Annotated in this window: 16 protein-coding genes; 11 read left to right on the top strand and 5 right to left on the bottom strand. The window is 48.7% G+C overall.

From position 1 onward, the window contains the following. Window positions 1-63 precede the first annotated feature (63 nt). The 9 genes from infA (at window position 64) to ON05_RS07695 (ending at window position 19,064) form a co-directional block, all read left to right on the top strand. Entirely contained in the window at window positions 64-288 is a 225-nt protein-coding gene (gene infA / locus ON05_RS07735; RefSeq protein ID WP_010469293.1) for a translation initiation factor IF-1, read from the top strand. A 65-nt stretch (window positions 289-353) separates the two neighbouring features. After that, window positions 354-1,112, top strand: a complete 759-nt coding sequence (locus ON05_RS07730) for a C40 family peptidase (protein WP_010469292.1) — start codon at window positions 354-356, stop codon at window positions 1,110-1,112. A 114-nt stretch (window positions 1,113-1,226) separates the two neighbouring features. Next, window positions 1,227-3,113, top strand: coding sequence for a serine/threonine-protein kinase (locus ON05_RS07725; RefSeq protein ID WP_010469291.1), 1,887 nt, complete (start codon window positions 1,227-1,229; stop codon window positions 3,111-3,113). A gap of 1,326 nt (window positions 3,114-4,439) precedes the next feature. After that, window positions 4,440-7,058, top strand: a complete 2,619-nt coding sequence (locus ON05_RS07720) for a hypothetical protein (RefSeq protein ID WP_010469290.1) — start codon at window positions 4,440-4,442, stop codon at window positions 7,056-7,058. A 109-nt stretch (window positions 7,059-7,167) separates the two neighbouring features. Beyond that, window positions 7,168-7,728 carry a DUF11 domain-containing protein gene (locus tag ON05_RS07715; RefSeq protein ID WP_010469289.1) on the top strand — a complete coding sequence of 187 codons (561 nt, stop codon included), beginning with the start codon at window positions 7,168-7,170 and terminating at the stop codon, window positions 7,726-7,728. Window positions 7,729-7,970: 242 nt separating this feature from the next. Continuing rightward, the gene (locus ON05_RS07710) at window positions 7,971-9,506 is read left to right on the top strand and encodes a DUF11 domain-containing protein (RefSeq protein WP_010469287.1); all 1,536 of its coding nucleotides are present in this window, start codon (window positions 7,971-7,973) and stop codon (window positions 9,504-9,506) included. Next, window positions 9,506-13,534, top strand: coding sequence for a hypothetical protein (locus ON05_RS07705; protein WP_010469282.1), 4,029 nt, complete (start codon window positions 9,506-9,508; stop codon window positions 13,532-13,534). Before ON05_RS07710 ends, ON05_RS07705 begins: the two co-directional genes overlap by 1 nt. Before the next feature lie 122 nt (window positions 13,535-13,656). Then, the gene (locus ON05_RS07700) at window positions 13,657-15,348 is read left to right on the top strand and encodes a right-handed parallel beta-helix repeat-containing protein (RefSeq protein ID WP_010469280.1); all 1,692 of its coding nucleotides are present in this window, start codon (window positions 13,657-13,659) and stop codon (window positions 15,346-15,348) included. 839 nt (window positions 15,349-16,187) lie between these two features. Next, complete coding sequence (locus ON05_RS07695; protein WP_396148863.1) at window positions 16,188-19,064, top strand: DUF4347 domain-containing protein; 2,877 nt, start codon at window positions 16,188-16,190, stop codon at window positions 19,062-19,064. A 134-nt stretch (window positions 19,065-19,198) separates the two neighbouring features. On the opposite strand, the gene ON05_RS07690 is transcribed toward ON05_RS07695, so the two are convergent. The 4 genes from ON05_RS07690 to ON05_RS07675 form a co-directional block, all read right to left on the bottom strand. After that, the gene (locus ON05_RS07690) at window positions 19,199-19,630 is read right to left on the bottom strand and encodes a pentapeptide repeat-containing protein (protein WP_010469276.1); all 432 of its coding nucleotides are present in this window, start codon (window positions 19,628-19,630) and stop codon (window positions 19,199-19,201) included. Window positions 19,631-19,885: 255 nt separating this feature from the next. After that, window positions 19,886-20,254: an ester cyclase gene (locus ON05_RS07685; RefSeq protein ID WP_236618829.1), complete on the bottom strand. Its 369-nt coding sequence runs from the start codon at window positions 20,252-20,254 to the stop codon at window positions 19,886-19,888. Window positions 20,255-20,306: 52 nt separating this feature from the next. Then, window positions 20,307-20,498 (bottom strand): nuclear transport factor 2 family protein, encoded by a 192-nt coding sequence (locus ON05_RS07680; RefSeq protein WP_039778858.1) that lies wholly within the window; start codon window positions 20,496-20,498, stop codon window positions 20,307-20,309. A 55-nt stretch (window positions 20,499-20,553) separates the two neighbouring features. Continuing rightward, window positions 20,554-21,249 carry a LuxR C-terminal-related transcriptional regulator gene (locus ON05_RS07675; protein ID WP_010469274.1) on the bottom strand — a complete coding sequence of 232 codons (696 nt, stop codon included), beginning with the start codon at window positions 21,247-21,249 and terminating at the stop codon, window positions 20,554-20,556. A 93-nt stretch (window positions 21,250-21,342) separates the two neighbouring features. Here ON05_RS07675 and ON05_RS07670 point away from each other — a divergent pair, with 93 nt between their 5' ends. Both ON05_RS07670 and ON05_RS07665 read left to right on the top strand, forming a co-directional pair. After that, window positions 21,343-22,176 (top strand): sulfurtransferase, encoded by an 834-nt coding sequence (locus ON05_RS07670; protein ID WP_010469272.1) that lies wholly within the window; start codon window positions 21,343-21,345, stop codon window positions 22,174-22,176. 279 nt (window positions 22,177-22,455) lie between these two features. After that, complete coding sequence (locus tag ON05_RS07665) at window positions 22,456-23,700, top strand: ISL3 family transposase (protein ID WP_262561363.1); 1,245 nt, start codon at window positions 22,456-22,458, stop codon at window positions 23,698-23,700. Window positions 23,701-23,960: 260 nt separating this feature from the next. On the opposite strand, the gene ON05_RS07660 is transcribed toward ON05_RS07665, so the two are convergent. Further along, a complete protein-coding gene (locus ON05_RS07660) occupies window positions 23,961-24,386 on the bottom strand; it encodes an endonuclease domain-containing protein (protein WP_010477541.1) in 426 nt (141 codons plus the stop codon). Window positions 24,387-24,896 lie beyond the last annotated feature (510 nt).

Below are 24,896 nucleotides of genomic sequence, written 5' to 3'. Positions count from 1 at the left end.
AGAAGCTGGATAACCCATCATTCGGTAAATCGGTTCAAACTCATCCCTAGGAGGATCAACTTTTTGGCTAAGCAAGATGCGATTGAAATGGAAGGTACGGTCACAGAATCGTTGCCGAATGCCATGTTTCGCGTGGACCTAGATAACGGGTTTAATGTTCTAGCCCATATCTCTGGCAAGATTCGGCGGAACTATATTAAAATTTTGCCCGGTGATCGTGTCAAGGTCGAGCTGACTCCCTACGATTTGACCAAAGGGCGGATCACCTACCGCTTGCGCAAAAAGTAACTCAACGACCCCAGGTACATTGCTCAAGACGCATTTGAGTTGAGATCGCAACTTTATCCATTGCTATGGTGTCCACTGATACCCTGAAAGCGCAGCTACAAGACGGCGTTTTATCTTCGGTTGAGTATCGTATTGCCGCTCCCCTTGATTTACTCGATGCCCCCAACTCCAAAGCTTTAGCAACCCAGGCTTGGCCAGGGCGTCATTTGACGTTTGGTTTGACCGACCTCCCCCAACCCGGGCAAGCCCTTTCGGTTCGCCTTTGCGAAGATGACTATCCTGGCTGGATTCGTCATGAAGCTCTCACGGCCCTCGAACCGGCAGCCCAGTCCTATCAAGCATCGTCTCTCACCCGCGATCAAATCTCGGCTCGCCTGCAATATGTCATTGCCTTTATGCTGGCAGCCATGGACCAACCCAATCAGTATTTATGGGGAGGCACCCTTGGTCCTAACTTTGACTGCTCAGGGCTAATGCAGCGGGCCTTTGCCGAACAAGGTATTTGGCTACCCCGCGATGCCTATCAACAGGAAGCATTTACCCAAACTTTAACGAACCCAGGATCTGAAATCCAAGACTTTACCCAGATTTTGGAAACGGGCGATTTAGTCTTCTTTGGTCCCATCGAGAAGGCCAATCATGTGGCCTTGTACCTGGGCGACGGCAAATATATACATAGTTCTGGTACGGATCAAGGCCGCAATGGCATCGGCATTGACTTCATTTCCCCTTCTGGAGATGCTGTCACCGAAGCTTATTATGGCCAGATCCATGGTGCTGGTCGGATCATCGAGAGCTATCAGCCCCAAACACAATCTTTCTAAACCTATTTCTGGCAGAAACCCAGGGTATCTGTCTAACCGTCGATATTTTTTGATAGGTCATCCCATCTATCTGGGTTCAATAAAGACATCAGCATTTAGAGGTCATGGGCTGGGATGTCTCCCACTCGATATCGCATTTTAGGGCAGGTTGGACAAGGACAATTTGGTCGAGTGCTTTGTGCACGAGATCGCAACACCGGATCATTAGTAGCCCTCAAGGTACTCAATAAACGAGAACTTCCAACTCGCTTTTTTCTACGAGAGTTGCGGTTACTCGCTAGTTTGCAGCATCCCAACATTGTCTCTGTGCAGACCATTACCTATACCGCCAAAGAACGATATCTGGTGATGGACTATTGCGAAGGCGGTACCTTACGGGAATTAATACAGCATCCCGTTCATCTCAGCTTTCAGCAACGGTTGCAGATCATTATTGATGTGCTCAAAGGGTTGGAATATGCCCACCAGAACGACATTATTCACTGCGACCTCAAACCGGAAAATATCTTACTCACCTATACCAAGCAGGGGACAACCGCTAGAATCACCGATTTTGGTATTGCTCGGTTAGCCGAAGAAGCGGGATATGGAGTCTTGGGCCAAGGAGACACCGGGTCTCCTGCCTATATGGCACCCGAACGCTTTTACAGTCAACATTCCTACGCCTCGGATCTCTATGCTGTTGGCGTGATGTTGTATGAACTATTGGTGGATAAGCGTCCCTTTATCGGCCTCCCTGGCGAACTGATGACCGCCCATCTCAATGAAGTTGCTCAGATTCCCCAGGAAGTTCCTTTTCTCCTCCGTTCAGTCTTAAAAACGGCCCTACAAAAACTCCCTCAGAAACGCTTTAAGAGTGCGACGGAAATGCTCAAGGCCGTCTCCCTGGCTGCAGATATTTTAGCGTCGGAAGATTCCAACTACACCCTTGCACCGAGTCAACAATGGCCAGAGCACTCGAGTCATCTCAATCTTCAACAAGAACAATATCCGAGTCCCATTCACTGTATACATATACAGGACCATCAAGTTTACCTAGGCAGCCACAACAAAGTAATTTGCCGATCCTATGCCGCCGATTTTCCAGCGCCTGGACCGTTTCAAGAGCAGCAGTGGCAGTTCGCATTACCGGTCAAGGACTTATTCTGGGGAGGGAGCCAAGCCTGGGTCCGTACCATCCAGGGCAACACCTTTAAGCAGCCCTCTCGCCTACATCCCTTATCCCTTGAGAATACGGCAGACTACCAACCCTGCGATCTACCTACGGTCGAAAATCTTTCCGGTATTGATTGGAGACAGAACAACAAAATTGGTTGGCGACCCGAACTGAACTGGTTAGCTATTACCTGCGGCCAGCAGTCTTTTGAAGCGGTTCAAGGAGCTGAGCTAGGCGGTCAAGCGCTCTTACAAATATATCAATGGCCCCAAATGCAGCCCATCCACCAGCCTGTTCTCATTCGTAAACCCAACTGGCTATTTGTATTGGACTCCCATTTTGGTGTCGCCATTTCTGTAGATGAAGATCAAAGTCATTTTCAGGGGTTTACTCGCAGAGGTAATGGCTTCCAACCCTTTTCGATGCCCATCCCGCTGCAACAAATGACTCAAAGCGTTGCCAATCCCTATCGATTGTTAGCTGTCAGTCAACATGACCCTCAGATGGCCTTCTTAATTGATTTAAAGCCCTGGCGACTGACGAAAATATCTTTAGCTTTGCAACCGGAACAGATTCTTCCCACTGCTTGGGGATACGTTTTATTGGCAACTCATCAAGTTCTTATCCTGAGTCATGAGGGCCATCCCTTAAGCCACTTCCAGTTACCGACAAACCCCAGCGAGAAGATCGCGGTTTGCGCCTGTGCAGAGCAAGGATTTATGGTCAGCACTTGGTCAGAACAATCCGCAACCCTGTATACCGTTGATGTGCGTTCACATCTCCCAGAATGGTGTCGACAGACTCAACTCGACTCTCAAGCAACGACTCACCATAAAACAGCCTGAACCGAAACGCCCTCCAGCAGTAAGAAAAGCACAGCATAGATCTGGTCACAAGAGGTGCTGGCGAATCTGCGTGAACGGCATGATGTATTGCGATTTGCCGAAAAGCATGGACTTTAGGTCTCCTCAAGGCTAGGGTTAATCGACCAGGCTTTAACTATCGCTTTGGCTCCAGTCAGTTAAGGTTGGGATTAATTCTAACTGGCGATAGCTGGATGCGATCGTTTAAGGAACCACTGCTCAATCAACCTGAGCGTTCCGGGGGCCTTAGCCTAAATGGAGTTGGACTGAACGCCGATACTGTACAACTTAAAGGGCTAACAGTTTTACACCCAGTAACCGGACCTTTGATGCAGGGTGCTCATCAACCCTCAGAAATCCAGGCTGGGAACATCCACCGAAGTGTACCCATAACCATCCATAAACCCTACATAAAATCCTGCTAGCTTCTAAAGCATAATCACGGTCTATCGTTCTTACTGCTTCAACATAACTAGAACCTCTAACCCCCTCCATTGACGGTCAATAAAAGCATGGAGCGCTCCAAACTGTAACAAAAGCTACAATCCTCTCCCTAAGCCAGTCATAGAGATTTATATATGGATGCAGATACCATTAGCATCCGTATTATTACTGAGTTATTTATTTTTTCTATCCAAGGATTCAAATGTTTATGGGTGCTATTGAAGGGGTAACAAACTTTCTCTGTATAAATACGTAACCCAGAATTAGAGCTTATTTAAAAAAGTAAGAATAAAGCTATTTAACCCTTGATTATTTAATTAGTTGAAAATGCGAATATATATAAATATTACATGAAATTAATTCTTGAAAATCCTTTTGAGTAAAGGCATTAATGGGATTAATGACATAGATGTATTTTACAAAATATTCTCATAAAATCTTTTTTGCTCAGGTAGGATAGTTTTTGATTATTAAGTGAGTCAATGTAATCAAACTGCTCGAATCACTGTCCAGAATTAGGTGTCATCCCGGATTTCAAAAAGGGCATACTAAACCTAGACTGATAAATAAGTTAATAAAACCTGGGTGCACTGATAATTCTGTACGGCGTTGCTTCCAACCCAAAAACAGGCTTTCAAAGAAAGGATTAGTCGCCACTATCAGCTCACTGGCTTATGCTCTTAATCTTAAAAACCTCACCTAGAGATGAAGGCAGAGAATGAGCCATTAGCCCTGAGTTTTGAGGGTCCAGCTCAAAACAACAGGATATCGACCCAGCCTTAGGCGGGGCAATCACAGCTCATCTCTGCCGGAAGATGCCTATCTTCCTATTGTCCATTACCAAGAACTCAAAGACGACATCATATGACTCAAGATACACCAAAGTCCCCTAGACGACCACGGAAGATTGGCCCTGCCGCCATTGCAGCCTTATTGGCAAGTGGTCTTTTCCAACCTCTTCTTCCCGCTTTTGCAGCCGGAACCGATGCCGGTCAACAAATCAGTAACACAGCTACTGCAACCTACTCAGAAACAAGTGGTGGACCCACCATTGATGCAACATCAAATACTGTTACCGTCACCGTTGCAGAAGTTGCAGGTGTGACCGCAGTTCCCGCCGGTTTTACTGACTTGGATGGTGGTGCTGTTGAAGCGGGTGACACATTAGAGTACGTCTTCGATGTCACTAACGTTGGTAACGCCGCTACTGATCTATATATTCCAGGTGTCAATACCATTGGCACTGAAAACTTCACTCCAACAGCTGTTGAGATTATTGATGGAACAGGCGCAGTTATCGCAACGGTCCCTGCAAATGGCGGTAACTTATTAGACGCAGCCGGAATTAATTTAACTGCTCTCGCTCCAGATGCCGTACTAAAAGTTAAGGTTACGGGTACCCCTGCCCCCGGCACTCCTGCTGGTGCAGATGTCGGCGTTACCTTGGGTAGCACCGGTCCTAACAACAATAGTCCGAGCACCCAAAACCAACCCGATACAGGCGATGGAGATCCAGCAGCTGGAAATACCAATACAGGAGACATTCGTACCATCGATGCGAATCCTGGCAATGGAGCTCCCGTCAACGGTGAGCGTGAGGCGAGTGCAACAGATAGCATTCCTTTTGCAAGTTCCGTCCGTCCCTTAGCGTTGGCAACTGTAACTAAGATTGCGTCTAACCTAGCGCCTGGTGCGACTGCCAATGCCAATGATGATTTAATTACCTATGACTTGGGAATGTCGGTTGCAAGCTCGTCTCCCAACGCCGCGTTTACAGCAGCTGACCTTGAAGGAACAGAAATCGAAGTAGATGGTGGTGATGTAGATCGAATTTTAGTTTCTGATGCTATTCCTGTAGGAACTGTTCTTTCTTCTGTCGATACAGCTAACCTTCCTGCCAACTGGCAAGTTGTTTATACAACCACACCTACTACTGGTGCAGGCTCTGCAACAGCGACAGGCGCAGCCTGGGTAACAACTCCACCTGCACCTTTAAGTACTGTCACCCGAATTGGTTTTATCTATACAGGTGGTGCCACTCTCGCAAGAGGTAGTGCTTTCAGTCCCTTCCGTTTTACTGTTGAAACCACTGGATTACCAGCAACTGGTGGACAAGTGGCTAACATCGCTCAAATCTTTGGTGAAACCGTTGGCGATACCACTAATGAAGTTGTTTACGATGAGTCGGGTGACAGCAATCCCAACAACTTCAACGATGACAATACTCCACCTGATCCAACAGGTACCGACTATGACCCTACTCCTACCACCGGAGATACAGGTGTAGCTGACCCCGTCACTCAAGGAACAGATACTGGCAACGATAACAGCGGTACTGGCCCCGATGGTGAAGACAACGTTGTTAACATCGGCGATGTTGCTGGTAGTGACGATATCCTTAATGGTCCCGATGGTGTACCTGGTGCCAATGGTCCCACGGATGACAATGATGACTTTACGAACCAGACTACAAACGTTCCTGCTGGTGTAGGTCCAACCGATGGTTTTGACCCTGACCCTGAGGCCTTTGACAACACGGTACAGAATCCTGCTAGCTCTGGCTTTATCGCAGATGTGACTCTGCAGCCTATATCGCCTACTCAGGCTCAAGGGGTGGATGACAGTCTACTAACGGGTCAATATGGGGCTGATGGTGATATTCCTGTTGGCACTGTAGTCACTATTACTGCTACTGATGCTGCTGGCGATATTCAGTCCGCTGTCTATACCTATGACGGAACTAACTTTAACCTCACCAGCAGTACAACCGATCCAGCAGGACCAGTTGGTCCATCTGCTGATCCCACTCCAGAGCACGTCAATGTGGGTGATTTACCTGCAGGTCAAACTCTAGACTATGACGTCGTAGTAGATCTCCCCAATGGTGTCTTACCGAACGATGAGATTCCTATTCCCATCCTTGCCTTCGCAGATGATAATCCTACCACCACGCCTGGATATAATTTCACCGGCCCCGGCACTCCTGAATCAACCACTAACGTCACCATTGAACGACTCTATACCGGCTTCATGAAGTTGACTAAAGAAGTTCAGATTCTGGATGAGAACGGAGTGATTATCCGACCTTGGACTGATAACCAGACTGATATTGATGCAGTGGATGTCCTTCCCGATTACCAAATCGAGTACCGAATTACCTACGAGAACATTTCGACTAGTGTTACTGGAAGTGGCAATTCCACTCTAACGGCCTTCGACTTCGAGATTGTTGAAGATGGCAATGCTGCAGTTGGTTCCAATACCAACAACTGGGCATCCTTTACCGACCACGAACAAAATACCAGTGCTGATCAAGGAATTGTGCAGTACTTCACTAATAGTGCTGATACAGATTTGGTGCCTGGTCCTCTAACCACTTCCGACCCCATTGCTGGGACCAAAGTGGACAAGTATGAGAACGAAGTGGGTCAAGTCGACCCCGGTCAAACTGGTCAGTTCCAGTTCCGCCGCCGCATCCAGTAATGCATTGAGTCAGGTAGTGAAAGCATTGAGCCTTTCACTGCCTGACTCTCCTGCGGAATCACACTTCATTTCTTAAAGCATTTTTCTGAATTCAAAAGGTTTTCCAATCATGAAACGTCGTTTATCCATTGGTCTCGGTGTCTTAGCAGTTGCCGTCGCCGTTCCTTTCGCTAGCAGCACTCCTGTTCTTGCAAATCTACAGAAAGCAGGTGAAGCCCTAGTCCAGCAGATCCTTCAGCCCAAGGTAAAGATGGTGCTCTCTGCCGAGAAGCAAATCGTCACCACCAATGCTGAAGGGAAGCAAGAAATCTCCTGGGAAGCCGTTGAAGGCAATGTTACTGTTCGTCCGGGTGATGTTCTCCGCTATACCTTGCTGAGCGAGAACGCCGGAGACAAGCCTGCCGCTGAGTTAAAAATCAACCAGCCTATTCCGAACAAAACAGCTTTCGTTTTGGATTCTGCCCGAGCCAACGGTGCCAAGCTCACCTATAGCATTGACGGTGGCCAGTCCTATTCTGAAAAGCCCATGGTCGAAGTTACTCAGCCCGACGGCACAGTCAAAATGGAGCCCGCCCCTGCTGAAGCTTACACCCATGTTCAGTGGGATTACAGCGAATCCCTCAAGCCCATGGCTTCTGTCAAAGCGGTTTACGAAGTAGCGGTTCAGTAATGGACTGAGAGCTATGGGTGAATCCAACCCTCTTTTCGGTGCACCCATAGCTCTACTATCACCGCCTTAAATTTTATTTCCCTTCGGCAAAATAGCATTCTTCAGGCTCGATTCGCAGCCTGATAGGGATCTTATACCCAAAAATACTTCTTTTACACCCATTTGAACCTGAAAAACACTGTTTTTCAACCTTGTAAAAGAGCCAGCGATTCTATCCGATTGTTCCAGAGGAGATATCTCCCGTGAGACCACCTCACTTGCCATTCCCCAACCAACCCTTCCCCAGGTGGGCTCGTGCTCTGACTTCAACTTTAGTGTTGGGCAGCCTATTTTCGAGCTCTGCCATTTCTTGGGCTCAAACCACGGAGGAAGAAGACTCCAGAGATCTTCTGAATAACACTGCTTCTTATTCTTACACCAACCCCAATACCAACACGCTGATTGAAAGCTTCACCAATCCGATTTCAAATGTGTTGGATCCTTCGTTGCTCGATCCCCGTGGGCAAGTTTTAGGCTGTGGCGGAGAACCTCTCGCGGACTACACCGGGTTTACGGTCGGTCTCTACAATATTGACCCCAATGATCCGACCCAATCGGAATTGGGGAGCTTAGTGTCGTTAACTCGCACTGAAGTTCCTGATATTCCCAATAACGGTATTCCCCTGGGCATCACCCCCAATGGATCTAACATCAATCCATTCCCCCTCACTAATGCCGACCAAGGGACCTACAGCTATCTACTCGACCCCAACCGAGGACAGCTCTCCGTGGGTCAATCTTATATCTTGGTGGTTACACCGCCGGACGCGTCCATTTACAACCAGCGTCGCGTTCGGCTAACTATTACCTCCATTATCCCGACGGGCAACCGCAACCTGGTGACCTATCGGGCCACTTCCCTCGATGGTTTGCCCATCGCCGCAGAAGGAGAGACCAACTTTGAAGAAACGGTAACCACGATTGGGGATGCTGAGCGAATCTCGTTGCAACTACTGGCCTTAAACTTCTCTTCGACCCTGTGCCAGACCAATCAGATTCAAATTAGTAAGTCTGGGGACCGAGCCAATGCCGCCCCTGGAGATTCGGTGATTTATCGCCTGACTCTCCGTAACCTGTCCGATGGGCAGCTAGACACCATCTCTGTACAAGATATTTTGCCGACGGGCTTTAAGTTGCTTCCCAACTCGGTTAGAGGGGCTCTGAATGGAACTGAAGTTCCGATTACAGTTGAGCAAAATGGTCAGAATCTAACCTTTAGGACCGACGCAGTTATTCCTTTAGAAGGGGTCATCAACGTCGTCTATGCAGCACAACTTACCCCAGATGCTATTCGAGGCGATGGTAGAAACTCCGCCTCGGTTCTCGGATTCCGAGTCGATAACAACCTGGATGTTCGGGATGGCCCTGCAGTCCACCGAGTGCGGGTAAACCCAGGCATTTTAACAGACTGCGGCAATATTCTAGGCCGAGTCTTCGTCGATAAAAACTTCGATGGCGAGCAGCAAACGGGGGAACCTGGTATTCCCAATGCTGTGGTCTGGATGGATGACGGCAATCGCATCACAACCGATGAGAATGGTTTATTCCATGTCAGATGTGTATTGCCTGGACCTCGCACTGGTGCTCTGGATTTAACCACCTTGCCCGGTTACACCTTGGCCCCCAATCTCCACTTTATAGAAAGAAATAGCCCTTCGCGTTTGGTCAGACTCTCTCCCGGTAGCACCGTACGCATGAACTTCGGTGTCACACCTACCTTCCAGGAGGAGTCCAAATAATGAAACGTCAACGTTCTTCCCAGTGGATGCAAACTGGACTTCTCGGAATTGTCGCAGGCACCAGTGTTGTCTTAACCCCAGCCCTGACTAGTGCCCAAGGGATTGAGGAGGTCCAGACTGCAGACGAACCAACCTTGAGTGCAGAAAAGCAATCCGTTAGTCAAGCTGAACCAACCCTAGAAACACCGTCTACTAAAGAAGCGCTCACCCAAGAGCCTGATATAGAAGCAGTCACCGACTCTAGTGTTGCTGACGAACCTCAATCGGTTAGTGACAGCCAATCAGTCAGTGAACCACAGCTAGGTCAGACTGATACGGAGATGACTTCTGCTCAGAAAACTACCAGCCCTGAAAGCTTAACCGAAGATACCCCCCTCGTTGTTGAACAACCGGCTGAAGCTACAACTGAAGCCACTATTGAAGCGGTATCCTCCCCAACCCAACCTGCCATTCCCGCGACTCAGACCCAAGAGTCGTTGATCAAAGACACTCCCTCAATTTCGGATGTGCCTAAAGCTGAATCCCCAGCTTCTGTTTCTACGGAGACACCTACAACGGCTCAAGCTCCAGCGACTACAACCGCCTCAGGCATTTCTATTCTGACCCCTGGGTCAGGAAGCGTTGTTGATAAACCAGCAACTACGGTCATTATTGAGTTTGGCACCGAGCAAAAAGTTGAGCTAAGGGTCAATGGCAAGGCGATTGATAGCGCTCAAGTGGGTCGGACTGAGACCAATTCAGCGACCCAGAAAATCCGACAAACCTGGTATGGGGTCATTTTGGATGCGGGTGTCAATACCATTACCGTCAATGAAGTCGGTCAAGAGGCCCCCAGTGCCAGCATTCAGGTGGAAGTCCCTGGAGAGCCTAGCCAAATTAAAGTGCGTACCGCTCAAAGCAAAGTGCCTGCTGATGGACGGTCTACGGCTCAGGTTATGGGGTACTTGTTAGATGCCAATGGTAATCAGTCGAACTGGGATGCCATTGTTACCCTAGAAACCACCTCCGGGAAATTCGTGGGTACTGATAACAAACCCGACGTGCCTGGGTTCCAGGTGGAAGCCATTGATGGTAAATTCACCGCTGATTTGCAGTCCAGCATTAATGCCGGGTTGGTACGAGTTCGGGCCAGCGCTGCCAGTTTGGAAGGGTTCCACCAGTTTCAGTTTTCTACCCCTATTCGGCCTTCGGCTCTGTTAACCGGGGTGGTAGATGTGCGGATTGGCCGTCGGGGCACCAACTTCTATGACAGCTTCCGCGAGTTCTTACCGGTCGATGGCGATAATGGGTATGAAGTTGATGCCCGTGCCCAAGCCTTTGGGATTACCTCCATTGGCGATTGGTTATTAACGGGAGCCTTTAATAGTGCTCGCCCCCTGAATGAGGACTGCAACGGGGAATCTACCCTGTTCAAAGCCTCGGGTACCGAGTGTGATTACAACAACTACGCTACCTACGGCGATAACTCCACTACAGATGTAACGGCCCCATCTACCGATAACTTATTTGTACGATTAGAGCGCACCTCACCCGTCCCCGGTGCTGGTAGTGATTACTTTATGTGGGGGGATTACAACACCGAAGAGTTTTCTCGGTCCTCTCAGTTATTTACCGCCACCAGCCGCTCTTTACATGGCTTTAAGGGCAACTACAATATCGGCAATCTGCAGTTGACTGCCCTGTACGGCAATAATACTGAAGGTTTCCAGCGAGATACCATTGCTCCCGATGGCACCAGCGGATTTTATTTCTTATCTCGACGGTTACTGGTTCCGGGAAGTGAGCAAGTTTTTCTAGAACTGGAAGAACTCAATCGACCTGGTACTGTTTTGAAGCGGGAGCGACTAAGCCGAGGGGCTGACTATGAAGTGGATTATGATCGCGGGACGTTGAAATTCCAACGCCCGATTCTACGCACAGATGTGGATGATGACGGCTTTGTGCTGGTTCGCCGAATTGTCACCACCTACCAGTTTGAAGGAGAAAGTGCTGATACCGATACCTACGGTGGACGTGCCCAGTACACCTTCTCTCGGAGCTTAGATCAGGAGAGTTGGGTGGGGGCTACCTATTTCCGTGAGGATCGCGGGAGCCAAGACTTTGAACTCTACGGTGCGGATGCGCTCGTTTCCTTTGGCAAGGATAGCTACATCGTCGCGGAATATGCCCGGTCCAATAACTCCCTGGATTTTGCAACGCCCGTCAGCGGTAATGCTTACCGAGTCGAAGTTGAAGCAAAGCCCACGGACGATATTTCGGGTCGAGCTTATTTCAAACGGGCTGATGTGGGGTTCTCCAACAATGCCACCACTAGCTTTGTTCCCGGCCAAACTCGTTATGGGGCAGAAGTCTTAGCGGCAGTCGCCAAGAACACTAAACTACGGGCCAGCTTTGACCATGAGGATAATTTTGGGGTTGCACCGCGTCCCCTCGATTTATTTGAGGATTTAATCCAGCCCGGTTTCTCCCCCACCCCTGGAAATCCCGTTAATAACTCCCTGACTACGATTACAGCAGGGGTTCTGCAGCGGATTGGTGATTCGGAAGTGAGTTTGGACTACGTCCGCCGCGATCGCACCGATCGTCTCACGGGCCAGGACATCACCACGGACCAGATTCGCTCCACTGCCCGGATACCTCTGACGAGAAAACTGACCTTGCGGGCGTTGAACGAGACCACCTTCTCTTCCGAGATTGATCCCATTTATCCTAACCGCACTTCCGTGGGTCTGGAATATGAGGTTTATCCTGGGGTCACCATTGGTCTTAACAACACCTACCTGACTGGGGGCCAGTTCGATGATGACTTTATTACCAGTCTAGATATCGCGGGACAACATACCTTCTCCACCGATACCACCCTCCGGGGCCAATTCTCCATGATGGGTGACTTGGGTATGGCGGGCTACTTCGGCGTCGAGCAGGGCTTAACCATCGCTCCGGGGCTACGGGCAGATTTCTCCTACGAGCATGTGTTTAACACCGCTTTGCAGCAAACCGCCGCTAGCCAACAGTTTGCCCAACCCTTTGCCTTAGGATCCGGTGCGTCTGCCTTGGGCTTAACCCCCGGCGACAGCTTTAGCGTTGGCTTGGCTTACACCGATAATCCTGATTTCCAAGCCAATGCTCGTTTTGAATATAGTGATACAGCTCAGGGCAGCAATACTATCATTACGGCTAATGCTTTAGGGCGAGCCACCCGTGAACTAACGGTCTTAGCTAGCTATCAGCAAGCCAGTGCCTCGAACCAAACCCTGACCGGATTGGGCACCACCCGCGACTTGAAAGTGGGTCTGGCCTATCGAAATCCCGATAGCGACAAGTTCAATGGCTTGCTCCGCTATGAGTATCGCGAAAATCCTTCCACGATTCCTGATACCCTCCTGTTTGCCAACGGTACCGGCTCCACGGATCACCTGATTTCCGCAGAGGCCATCTATGCCCCCAACTGGCGCTGGGAACTCTATGGCAAGTTTGGTTGGCGACATAGCAAGTCTTACCTGGCTCAAGATTTAATCGGTACCAGCAGCATTTCCCTGGCTCAAATGCGAGCCACCTATCGGATCAACTATCGTTGGGATGTTGGCGGTGAAGTCCGCTGGATTCGCCAAAATAGTACTGGTTTTAACGAGGTGGGTGCTTCTGCAGAAGTGGGGTATTACCTCAATCCCAACTTACGATTGGCGGCTGGATATGCGTTTGGAGATGTGGGAGATCGCGACTTCGGTAACTCTCGCTCTGCTAGTGGTCCCTACTTTGGCGTCACCCTGAAGCTCGACAACAATCTCTTTGATGATTTTGGCTTCGGTGAAAATAAGGTGGCTCCTCCACAGCAGCAAGAGTCTGCACCGGATAACGGCCAGGTCCAAGAAGCCTCAACCCCTGCTTCGACCTCTAAAGATAAGGCGTCCAAGTCCAAGACTACAACCGCCAAGCCTAAGGCTGAACTGGTAAATACCCAATCTGAGCCGGAGGCAGAGCCCGCGCCTGCACCCCAAACTCAACCTAGTTTTGAAGTCGACCGATAGCTGAACCCCTAACCCTGTAGTTCTTTCGGATTACAGGGTTAGCGCTATCTCCGACATCACACCTATTAAATGACATTACACCTATTAAATCTCTACCCAGTTTGTATCCCCAAGAGGTCATCATGAAATCTCGCGGCACGCTCCAATCCATTTCCCGCCTTCCCCAGATCTCTTCTGGAACGGCTATTGCCTGGGCTTCCTTAACCTCTTTAATCGCTGCATCAGGACTCCTCAGTACGGCCCAAGCACAGCCCCTTCGGGCAACTCCTGCCCCCGTACAAGTTACGGTCAATAGTCCGCTGGATGGCGAAATTGAGGCCGATGAAGTCGTCACGCTCCGAGAAGCGATCGCAATTACCAACGGCGTACTCAATAAGGGCGACCTCAGCGAAGCCGAACGGGCTCAAATCAGTCCCAGCAAGGATCATAGTCGGATTGATTTTGACTTACCCAGCGACAACACCACGATTCGATTGCAGACCCTGCTGCCCACCATCACCAACCCCGGTCTAATGATTGATGGCACCAGCCAAACGGGGTATGCCCTCGTGGATGGTGACGCCAGTGCCCCAGCACCCGTCGTTGCCTTAACCCCAGCGGAAGATGCAGAGGTGTTTCGAGGATTAACCCTCGCTGCAGATCGGGTCCATATCAGAGCATTGAGTCTTTATGGATTTACTTCCATCCACAAAACAACCGCCACAACCCCACCCGCAGATATTTTTATTGCCCATCGGCTGCTCCCTTCCAAGCGTCTCAAGGAAGATAATCCCTGGGTGTCTTATCCCTATGATGATGAGCGGGATATTCCCCCCCAAGGGATTGTGATTGAGGATAACTGGTTGGGCATTACCCCCCAGGGGAACGCTCCTGACGCCGCTCGATCGGCCTTTGGCATATCCATTTACAACGGCATTGGCACACGCATTCTCAACAACCGGATTGCTCAACATGATGGTAGCGCGGTAATTACCAGCGTCCGCGCCGAACAAACGGAAATTGCCAATAACATCATTGAACAGAATGGCTTGGCTGGGATGCCCGACGCCATCCGCTTAGAAGGCGATATTGATGGCACCAAGATCCATACCAATCAGATTCAACAGAATGCTGGCAGCGCTGTTTACCTCTTCAAGCCTGAAGGCTCAGTCATGGTGGAGAAAAACCTGATTGCCGACAATGGCCAACGATTCCGTCGGGCTGCCATTTTGCTGATGGGGGACAATCACCATGTCGTCAACAACACCATCCAAAACCAGCCCGGTCCGGGGGTGGTGATCACGTCTTATCCCACGAGCAAGCGCAACTTTATCCTCGACAATCGATTTGCCAATCTTGACGGCCTCAGCATCGATTTGATTGCTCGCGAAAACCGTTTTCTTGACCGCTTCTCCCGCATCTCTATCAACCGCGTGGACTTAGGGGATCGATCCAGTACTAGAGTGCAAGACTACCAAGTAGGGGATGGTCCTAATCCCTTACGCAATTCAGACCAACGCAAGCGCGATACCGCCAACCGAGGCTTGAATACGCCTCAGTTTCTCAGCTCCGAATTTTACTTAATGGACGGGGCGGTCAACCTGGATGGGGAAGCCGATCCAGGGGCTGAAATTGTGCTGTACAAGGTGATGGAAGAGGGTAAGCAAGGTCCTCTGAATGAGCCAGTGACCATGGTCAAATCCGATGAAGAGGGGCGGTTCGCCATCACTCTCACGGATGCCAAACCCGGCGATCGGTTCAGTGCGATCGCAATTCATCCTGACTCCGGTACCTCAGAACCTGCTCGCAATATCATCATCTTAGAACTCAAATAACAGGTCTGATTTCTCAACCCAAGTCACTGAATCTCTCGCCAGCATCATCTTTCCGTTGAGAAGAGCTAGAGCGTTCTTGACTCTAGGGAACTCAGAACAAATCCTAACGGCTTGAAACCATTATATCCGCTATAAAAGCGTCAAGTTATCTGAACATTTTAGTTCAAGGAAAATTGCTTGAACAATCGAAAAATTGTTATTTGGTCTTGCACATGAAAATTTTTTGCAAGCCTTAAAAACCTTATACCAGCATTATGTCTGAATAATATTTCGGATTATTTTCGTAATTTAAAATCTCGTATTTTTATACAAATAAAGAAAAACTGCATTCTATCCGATTATCTACTGTCGCGCCTTTCGTAATCTTAGGGTAGCACTTGGCTATCAGTATTTTTTATTCGGCCATGCAAAAAATACAGCTCGATAAGTGAACTATATCCATAGATGGTGAACTATGGCTGTGAGCAGCGAACTCTAACTATAAACATTTCTTGCTGAATGGCCTTTTCCTTCTACAAGATCTTTTCATTTCGTTCAATATCCAAACCCCCAACATGATGTTCCCCAGATTTTCCACACCCAAAAATCTCTCTTTTTTCCAAGGCACTCCGATACTGGTATGTCTTATCCTATGTGAAATGTTTTGCGGTGTAAGCTTTGGCGCTTTTTCATCGGTAGCCAAAGCGGGATCCTCACAAGCGAAGAACGATCGGGTTTCTATTTACAAGAAAGTTCAAACTAAATTTAAGCAACCTAGTACTTCACCCTTTCCCAACCCAGTTAAAGACATTGTTATTGTCGACGGGAACGTCACTCACTCCGATACATTGCTAAAAAATTTGCCCCGTCAAACTGCGGTACATTTTCTCAGTCCGCAAGCAGATGGAGTAGATCAAATCAGCGATATCCTCAGCCATTATCGTAATCTCAATTCAGTGCATTTGATTTCCCATGGGGAATCAGCACAGTTACACCTTGGAAACTCACGGGTCACTTCAACAACCCTCAACCACAAGGCTGAACAGATTCAACAATGGCAAGCTGCATTATCGCCGACAGCAGACATCTTTCTCTATGGATGCAATGTTGTTGCAACAGATAAGGGACAAGCCTTTGTCTCTCGTCTTGCTACCTTAACCGGCGCTGATATAGCTGCCTCAGATAATCTGACAGGTGATGCAACCCAGGGCGGAGATTGGACCTTGGAATATCAGCTGGGTGAACTAGAACCCCATAGAATTTCTCAGCAACTAGCCCAGTCGAACTACAATCAGCTTTTACAAGTTACCGTTCTTAATTTCAATGACCCAACACCCTTATTAGAGCCTGCTACAACGAACGTTTTTCGCTTTCAAAATGTCGCTACTGTCGGTGGACAAGGTATTGACGCCCTAGTCACGGTTAGCAATATCAATAATGCAACCCTCACTAACTTGGATGATAATGGCTCTTTCCCTGAGCGATTCCAACCTGTGATTCGTCATGATGGTGGAGCCAATGCCATCTCCTCTATCCGATTTGATTTTCAGCTCGTTCAAGCGGGAACAACCACTCCTTTAGCTGCGACCAATGTTTTTTTTAGTGCCCAAGACGTTGACGGTAATGGCGCTGCTAACTCTGTTAGAGAATTTGTAGAAGTCATTAACGCAGATACTGTCTTTATCGACGACCCTACTTTTTTAGAACTCGCAGCCTCATTAGCTGGAGGAATCCGCCATCGAGTTATTAATTCGTCCAATGTGCAAGGCGGTATCGGTACGGACGATCGCTACGAAATTTACAGTTACTTGGGAGATACCGTTACTAACTTTTCGATTGTTGCGGGTAATGATGTGGGATCTGCCAATTGTTCCGGTGCCAGCTGCCCCCGCCAAAACTCTTGGACCTTTGATATTTCTGATATTCAAGTTGTCGATTTCAGTGATGCGCCATCGAGTTATGGTATCCCTTCCCATGCAGGTGTCACAGCTACTGCGCTTCGACTCGGTACTAGAAGAGATGGTGAGAGTGGTCCGATTCCTTCAGCCAATGCTTTAGGAGACGATAACGATGGCTCTGATGATGAGGACGGCGTTACCTTAGCCACCCTCAACGCCAGTAATACCTCCTATTCGATTCAGGCATCGAGTCTCTCCGTCGCCAATAGTACGGGAGGCCCAGCAACCCTGCATGCCTGGGTTGATTTTGATGGCAATGGTACTTTTGACCCCGATGAGTATACAAGCCAAACGGTACAGAACGGAAATAGCTCACCAGATGGGGCCTTAACTTGGTCGGGGGCTGGGGTAAGCGGAATGTCAGGGGGCACGACCACCTATGCGCGTTTCCGCATTACGACGGATGGGGATATTAATGCCAGTACTCCAGGTGGATTTGCCAGGGATGGTGAAGTGGAAGATTATGCTCTTGCGATCGCATTACCCACGTCCCTCCCTCCAAGGAGCTGTGCCAACGGTACGGGTACCTTCGATTGGAGTACGTTTGAACCGCCAAGTACTCCAAACTGGCCCAATGGCTCCTTTGGCCCCCAGCAATTCACCGTCAACGGTGTGCAATATACCATCGAAGTCAAAAACCCGAATAATCATAGCTTTACAGACTCTTCACCGAGAGTAGACTCCACCACTTTTACGGACAACAACCGTAACCCAGCCTTGTACTATCGGCCCAATATGACCGCTGCCACGCCAGGCCAATTTATTGAGATCCACATCACCATGCGCGATCCAGTCACCGGCAATCTGTTGCCTATTTCCGGGTTTCAAGGGGTTGTTGATGATGTGGACCAAAACAACTCTGGGGGTACTTGGCAAGATGAAGTGGTGTTGACGGGTTACTTAGGCGGAACCACGGGGACAGCCTATGAACCAACATTAGTTGCCAATAATCCAAGCAATGTTCGGGTTGTCGGCAATGTTGCATCAGGAGTGACCATCAATAATTTCTCAACTGGCGGCGGGCCGGGGGCCAGCGTGGACTATGGCTTTGGGAATCAACCCATCGATACCGTGGTTATTCGCTATCGTCCGGGTCCTGATACGACGAACCATACCTCCGCCCAGCATACAACCCTCAATAATTGGACCTTCTGTTTGCCAGTCACGAATAATCCCAATGTCTTACTGGTCAAGCGCATCACCCGCGTTAATGGCTTGGTCTCCAATGATGGTACAGCCCTCAATACCTACATTGATGACCCCCTCTATCCCTACGATGACAACACCCTGAATACTCCTGCGCCAACCCCCCTGGATACGGAATTTTGGCCGACACCCAACACCTTTCTCCTGGGGGCCACCAATGGCGGGGAAACACGGCCTGGCGATGAAGTGGAATACACCATTTATTTCCTATCCACGGGTAATACCACTGCGGTAAATGTCCAATTGTGCGATAAAGTCCCTAGCTTTCAGACCTTTGTACCGGATGCCTTTAACACCGTCCCGCCTGCTCCTAGTGGAGGGGTCGGAGCCAATCGGGGGATTTCTGTTGAATATAATGGCAGTCTCCTTTCTTTTACGAATGATGCCGATGGAGACACGGCTCAATATTATCCACCTGGCGCAACCCTACCAGCAGCCTGTGCCAATGCTCCTGCCCAAGCAGAAGACAATGGTGCCGTGGTGATCAACTTAGGAAATCTACCCCAAGCCACGGGCATCGGTGCCCCGGTAGCCTCTTATGGTGCTGTTCGGTTTCGGGCCAAAGTGAAGTAGGTCTTTGCTACTTCACACCTATTAATTGAGGTGCAAAGGCTGAATTAATAGGTGTGAAATCCTAGGGGATTTAGAACTTATACCGCATCTAGACTGGAGTAATTACCCGCTCAAGTTGCGATTGTTAGGGACACCTATTCTCCACCGACGCTAATGGGCGTCCCCCACATTTTGACATCCGTGAGATTGAGATCAGCAATCACTGCGCCCCGTGCTTCGACATTGTAAAGGCGGGCTCGGGTCAAATTCACAGACTCCAAGTGGGTGAGATTGAGGCTGGCATTGGTGAGAAAGGCATCCGTTAAATCGGCTTGTTTTAGCCGTGCCCCGGTTAAATCAGCGCCTTCCAAATTCGCTTCTTGTAATTGAGCCCCGGTTAAATCTGCATTCCGCAAATCCGCGCCAATCAGGTGAGTTTGGCGTAGATCGGCATTGGTTAGATCACACCCTGGGCAAGTATTGGTGGCTAAGAGCTGCTGCACCTGTTCAGGGTCCGCTGCCTGAACTGGGCATGCCCAAAGTAGGGGTGTGAGGAATGCAAAAGCCACTAATAGTGAGCGTTTCATCGCTTATCCTCCTTTAGCATCGCTCTTCCTGGGTGTTTGCGATCGCTAAAATGATTCGGAAGAGAGGTGCCAGTTGGCGATACGGTAGAAGTCCGTACCCTTACATTTAAATCGTCCCATATTGCGAGGGGGAGAGGGGTGGAAATGTTGACACTTTTAACACAGTCATAACATTCCTCAATATTTGCCTAATTGGGGAAATATCCGTTTTTTATCCGTTAACAATCGAATAATTTTTTAAACCGTTGGCTATGTCTATGGGGAGAATCTTTTAAGCACCTTTGAGACGCCAACTTTCAACAACGTTGGCACTAACTTTGGTCCGGGTAAAAATACAATCCCTAATTGCTGCATTAACCCCAACGCATCTCCCTGCCCCCAATGTTCGACAATTTCCCCCTGTTCTAGGCGGTCAATATGCATCACCTCCAGCTTGACCCGTTTCCCCGTCGGTGGGAGTCCTTGAAATTCTCCCAAATGGGTGGCATGGAATGTCCCACAGGTAATCACTTGATCGTCCGTTGCAATTACTTGTTCAAACTGATGGTGGCTATCGGTAAAGGCGGCATAAAAGTTCATGCCAAAGGCTTTGAAGGCTTCGGCGTCCAAGGGGGAGCATGTCACCTTTGCAGATGCACAAAATTTAGAATTAAAAATTTGATGTCTGAAAGCAAGGCTAGCAAGGATTTCTGAGATGAGTATAAATACTAGCTTGCAAAGGTGACATGCTCCCGTCCAAGGGGTCTGGCATGCCAGCCATATGGGCAACAAAATTAGGAGCCAACATCTCTAAAGCTTGATCAATCTGGCGGTTATCAAAGGCAGCGTAAAACTCAAGGATGCGTTGTTGATTGTGATTGGTACTCATAAGGTTGCTCTGGATAGATACGCAAAAGGTGGAACCGATGGCGCTGACGCCTGATTCAGGATTTAAGACTGAGGTGATGGTTAGCCTTGGGTTGAGTCACCGTAAAGAGCTGGGCAACCAACTCTGCTCGTGATGATACCTCCAGCTTGCGAAACATCCGCTTGAGGGCCTGTTTAACAGAGTTTTCCGTAATCCACAGTTCACGACCAATGGCCGCATTGGTTAACCCCGAGGCCACCAGCTCGGCTATTTCCAACTCACGAGGCGTTAAGCATTCTTGTTTCTGGGCATTTTCTTGGCGTTTAACGGCAGCCACCCAAGTCGACAGATGCAGGCAAATGGCGCTTAAATCCGCTAAGTCTTGGCTATCAAAAGCAGGTTTAGCTTGCTCCCGAGTCAGCCCCACGGCCCCCACTAGCTGCCCTTGGTTCACCAGTGGACCGGCCATTACATGCCAGTGATCTAAACGAGGGCAAATCAGTCGCCAGACTTTGGGGGAAGTGACTAAGGATTCGTGTACGGGCGCATGACGCTCGGTGATATATCGAACCACAGGATTGTGGTCAAGAGAAAGGGCGCGGTCCATCACTTGTTGTAGCCGAGGTTCCAGCATGGGTAGCTGATCGAAGAAAAATAGCCCTTGCCGTGTACTGGCAAAGTAATGGCCCAGTTGGGGAATGACTTTTTGTCGCAATGTTTGTTCGGTGGGGGCTTGATGAATGGCGGCAAACAACGCTTGAATCGTGATCATCACAATGCCTCAAAGAGTACCCGATCGAGGACTGGGTCTGGGTGGCCTACTTCCTTAATCTTAGCGGTAGTTCTTTTCACGGGAGCACCGCCCATGTCTCAATACGCCCATCCCGAAGTCTTAGTGGATACCCAATGGCTGATGGAACATCTCCACGACTCCAACCTCCGCATTCTTGAGGTGGATATGAGTCCAGAGGCTTATGACAATGCCCATATTCCCGGTGCGGTCTTTATGACGATCGCTGAACTGATGCGGCCAGATTTGTCTCTCAATTTAGATCCAGTCGCCTTTAGTGCATTGCTGGGCAAGTCTGGGATTGATGCCAATACAACCGTTGTTGCCTACGGTAACTACCCTGGCACGGGGGCCTTTATATTTTGGCTATTTCGGCTCTTTGGCCATCAAAATATTGTGGTGCTTAACGGAGGATATCAGCAATGGATCGCCCAAGGAGGAGCGGTAGTTTCAGAGCTTTCTACTTTCCCAGCTACGGAGTATCGGGTGCAAGGACCGGATGCCAATTTACGAGTTTTGTCAGCCGAAGTATTGGCTGCGCTAGAGAGACCGGATCAAATTCTGCTAGATGTGAGAACAGAGGCGGAATATGCGGGTGAACTATACCTGATGGAGCCACCTCAAGGGGATGAAGTTGGGGGCCATATTCCGGGTGCGGTGCATCTGGACCATGCCGAGACGCTGAATGAGGATGGCACATTCAAGTCGGCGGATGTGCTACTCTCTCTTTTTCAGCAACGAGGCATTACACCCGATAAAGAGATATTTCCCTACTGTGCGATTGGTGGGCGATCTGCCTATGTCTGGTTTGTTTTGACCTATCTATTGGGCTATCCCCAAGTTCGGAATTATGACGGCTCTTGGCAGGAGTGGAGTCGATTACCTGAAGTTCCAATTGAGCGAGGGTAGAAAGGATGAGGGTACTTGAGGTTTCGAATGGCTAGCGTTGCTTAAATTAGCTCTATATCGATCTGGGGCTATACATGGTTGTCCAAGAAAGGAGCGTTCAAATTGAGATGAGTGCAATCTTAAAGCAAACACTTGTCCAACCAGTAATTTTAGGTTTATGGACTTTGATTGAAAATTTTTGGCTCTCTGGGAATTAGCGTGTAGCAGTCCTACATTTAGTGTGTTTCCTTTTTCATCCCTATGGAATGATCTGAGGTAGTACTTCAGAGCAATGGCGTCATGGATAACTCAATTCGCATCCCGCTCAACCTTCCTGATGTTCGAGTTCTAGAGCTAACGAAGACTGAGAGAGGGGATTGGCTCATCAAAATTGAGAGTACGCTTCAAGGAACAACCTGTCATCAATGCGGACGTGAGATTACTGACCTCCATTGTCATGATCAGCCTTTTCGGATTCGTCACCTGCCATTATTTGAAGTCCCCGTTTACTTAGAAATTCGGCCCAAGCGTTATCGATGCAGGTATTGCGATGACCATCCCACAACAACTCAACATTTAGAATGGCACGAACCTCGCAGTTCCAATACAAAAGCATATGAGCATTGGCTTCTGCGAATTTTGATCAATTCAACGGTCTCAGATGTTGCCAGAAAACTAGGCGTTAGTGAGGATATCGTCAGTGGAATCATTGATCGTTGGATTGCCGCTCAAGTTGACTGGAGCGAATATGCAGACCTCAAAGTTATTGGGATGGATGAGATTTCTCTCAAACGAGGCCATCGTGATTTTGTGGTTTTGGTCACGATTCCTACGACAGATGGGGTGGACATATTGGCAGTTCTAGCCGACCGTAAACAGCAGACAGTGGCCAATTTTCTTAAATCAATTCCCATCAATTTACGCCAAACCATTGAGCGCGTCTGTACGGACATGTACCAAGGATTTGTCAGTGCAGTCCGAGAACAATTGCCGCAAGCCAAAATTGTCATTGACCGCTTTCATGTGACCAAAGCCTATCGTAATTGTGCCGATACGGTTCGTAAACGTGAGGTCAAACGTCTACGACGAGAGCTCTCTAAGCAAGAGTATGACAGCATCAAAGGCGCGATGTGGCCTTTTAGAAAACGACCAGAGAATCTGAAAGAGTCAGAGCAACAACTCCTTGAGCGATTGTTTGCTTATTCTCCACAACTGAAACAGGCATATGATCTCCGAGAGAAATTCACGCAGATATTTGAGGGCAGGTACACCAAGCACGGAGCTAAATGTGCCATCCGAGCCTGGTGTAAACAAGTACTCAAAAGTGATATCAAGGAATTTGATAGTTTTCTGACTACTATCAATAATTGGATGGACGAGATGACCAACTATTTCCTGGAGGGGTGGACCAGTGGCTTTGTGGAAGGATTTAATAACCGAGTCAAGGTCTTAAAAAGGCGATGCTACGGTATTTTCGATATTGAAAGACTCTTCCAAAGAATTTCTCTTGACCTCAATGGGTATCAGACATTTGCTGTGACCTAAACACTATATCTAGCGGCTACCACGCTAATTCCCGGAGAGCCTATAATTTGCTTTCATCATGCCAAAAGTAAGTACAGAAGACTGAAAAATTTACAAGATATTGATGCCTTGATCTCAAAATCTCCATAAAACAGCAAGAGAGTCTTTGTAGTACAAGACAAAACTTTTTTGAGCTAGCTAGGGGTATGTTTTTAGGGAGAGCACGATCCCTCACAACTAGATCCAATGTTTTTCTAGTCAATAGTCCCAAGTATGCTGCATTAGCCCCCTAAATCCCCCATTCTGGGGGACTTTGACTGTCGAGTAATGCTTTGCTCACTCGCCTGCCGGATTTGCTGAAGTACATGATCTAGGTGGTGCATAACTTCTGAGTTATGGAATCGAATCACTCGGAAACCAAGCTGGTTGAGCTGCTCGGTACGGGCTTTATCGTATTCCACCTGCTGATTGTGGATGTCGCCGTCTAGCTCAATCACTAATCGGCATTGGGGACAGTAAAAATCAACAATAAACGAACCAATGGCGTGTTGACAGCGGAATTTTAGGCCGCTGAGTTGACGTTTTTGCAGTGCTTTCCACAGCTTTTGTTCTGCGGTCGTCAGATTGAGTCTGAGTCGTCGCGCGGCGGCAACGACTGCTGGGGTCGTGCCGCGAATGCGGTGGTGTTGTGTCTGTTTCTCTCGCATCGTGTTACCTCTAACCCTATCTCCCATTTAGGATAATCATAAATTTCAAAGTCCCCCAGAATGGGGGATTTAGGGGGCGGATGCAGGGTTTAACGGGGCTGCCAAAACAACTTCTCAACGCGGCTCATGATGACGACAGAGGGTGATGGCTTTAAGTTTTGTACTGCACTGAGGAGAACATTACACTCAAGCACCAACCAACATTGGCGTAATATGACACAAAAAAGTGCTTAACCCCAGACAATGCGTTCATGCTGGAAAGTCCATAGATAAAGGGATAGCTTAATACATCGGCTGTCAATTCTGATTTTTGGCCACACACCTGGAATATCAATCACATCTTCTCCAGAGTGATTTCAAAACATATATTGCGCGTTATTTCTTCCAGAAATACCTGAAAAAATCCGATTGCGGCAACAGCGCTTGTCCTCCACACTGAGAGTAGCTCAACGCAAGCGAATCATATATTGATTGAGCTTGCAGACAAGTATGAGGTCCATAGGAGTGGAA

It is taken from the genome of Acaryochloris sp. CCMEE 5410, from assembly GCF_000238775.2.
In the GTDB taxonomy this organism is placed as follows: domain Bacteria; phylum Cyanobacteriota; class Cyanobacteriia; order Thermosynechococcales; family Thermosynechococcaceae; genus Acaryochloris.
The sequence above is the reverse complement of the archived record's forward strand: the minus strand, read 5'-3'. Positions and strand labels throughout refer to the sequence as shown.

Coding starts and splice junctions, on each gene's coding strand:
- ON05_RS07730 (WP_010469292.1), top strand. CDS start 354: ATGGTGTCCACTGATACCCTGAAAGCGCAGCTACAAGACGGCGTTTTA.
- ON05_RS07725 (WP_010469291.1), top strand. CDS start 1,227: ATGTCTCCCACTCGATATCGCATTTTAGGGCAGGTTGGACAAGGACAA.
- ON05_RS07720 (WP_010469290.1), top strand. CDS start 4,440: ATGACTCAAGATACACCAAAGTCCCCTAGACGACCACGGAAGATTGGC.
- ON05_RS07715 (WP_010469289.1), top strand. CDS start 7,168: ATGAAACGTCGTTTATCCATTGGTCTCGGTGTCTTAGCAGTTGCCGTC.
- ON05_RS07705 (WP_010469282.1), top strand. CDS start 9,506: ATGAAACGTCAACGTTCTTCCCAGTGGATGCAAACTGGACTTCTCGGA.
- ON05_RS07700 (WP_010469280.1), top strand. CDS start 13,657: ATGAAATCTCGCGGCACGCTCCAATCCATTTCCCGCCTTCCCCAGATC.
- ON05_RS07690 (WP_010469276.1), bottom strand. CDS start 19,630: ATGAAACGCTCACTATTAGTGGCTTTTGCATTCCTCACACCCCTACTT.
- ON05_RS07680 (WP_039778858.1), bottom strand. CDS start 20,498: ATGAGTACCAATCACAATCAACAACGCATCCTTGAGTTTTACGCTGCC.
- ON05_RS07675 (WP_010469274.1), bottom strand. CDS start 21,249: ATGATCACGATTCAAGCGTTGTTTGCCGCCATTCATCAAGCCCCCACC.
- ON05_RS07670 (WP_010469272.1), top strand. CDS start 21,343: ATGTCTCAATACGCCCATCCCGAAGTCTTAGTGGATACCCAATGGCTG.
- ON05_RS07665 (WP_262561363.1), top strand. CDS start 22,456: ATGGATAACTCAATTCGCATCCCGCTCAACCTTCCTGATGTTCGAGTT.
- ON05_RS07660 (WP_010477541.1), bottom strand. CDS start 24,386: ATGCGAGAGAAACAGACACAACACCACCGCATTCGCGGCACGACCCCA.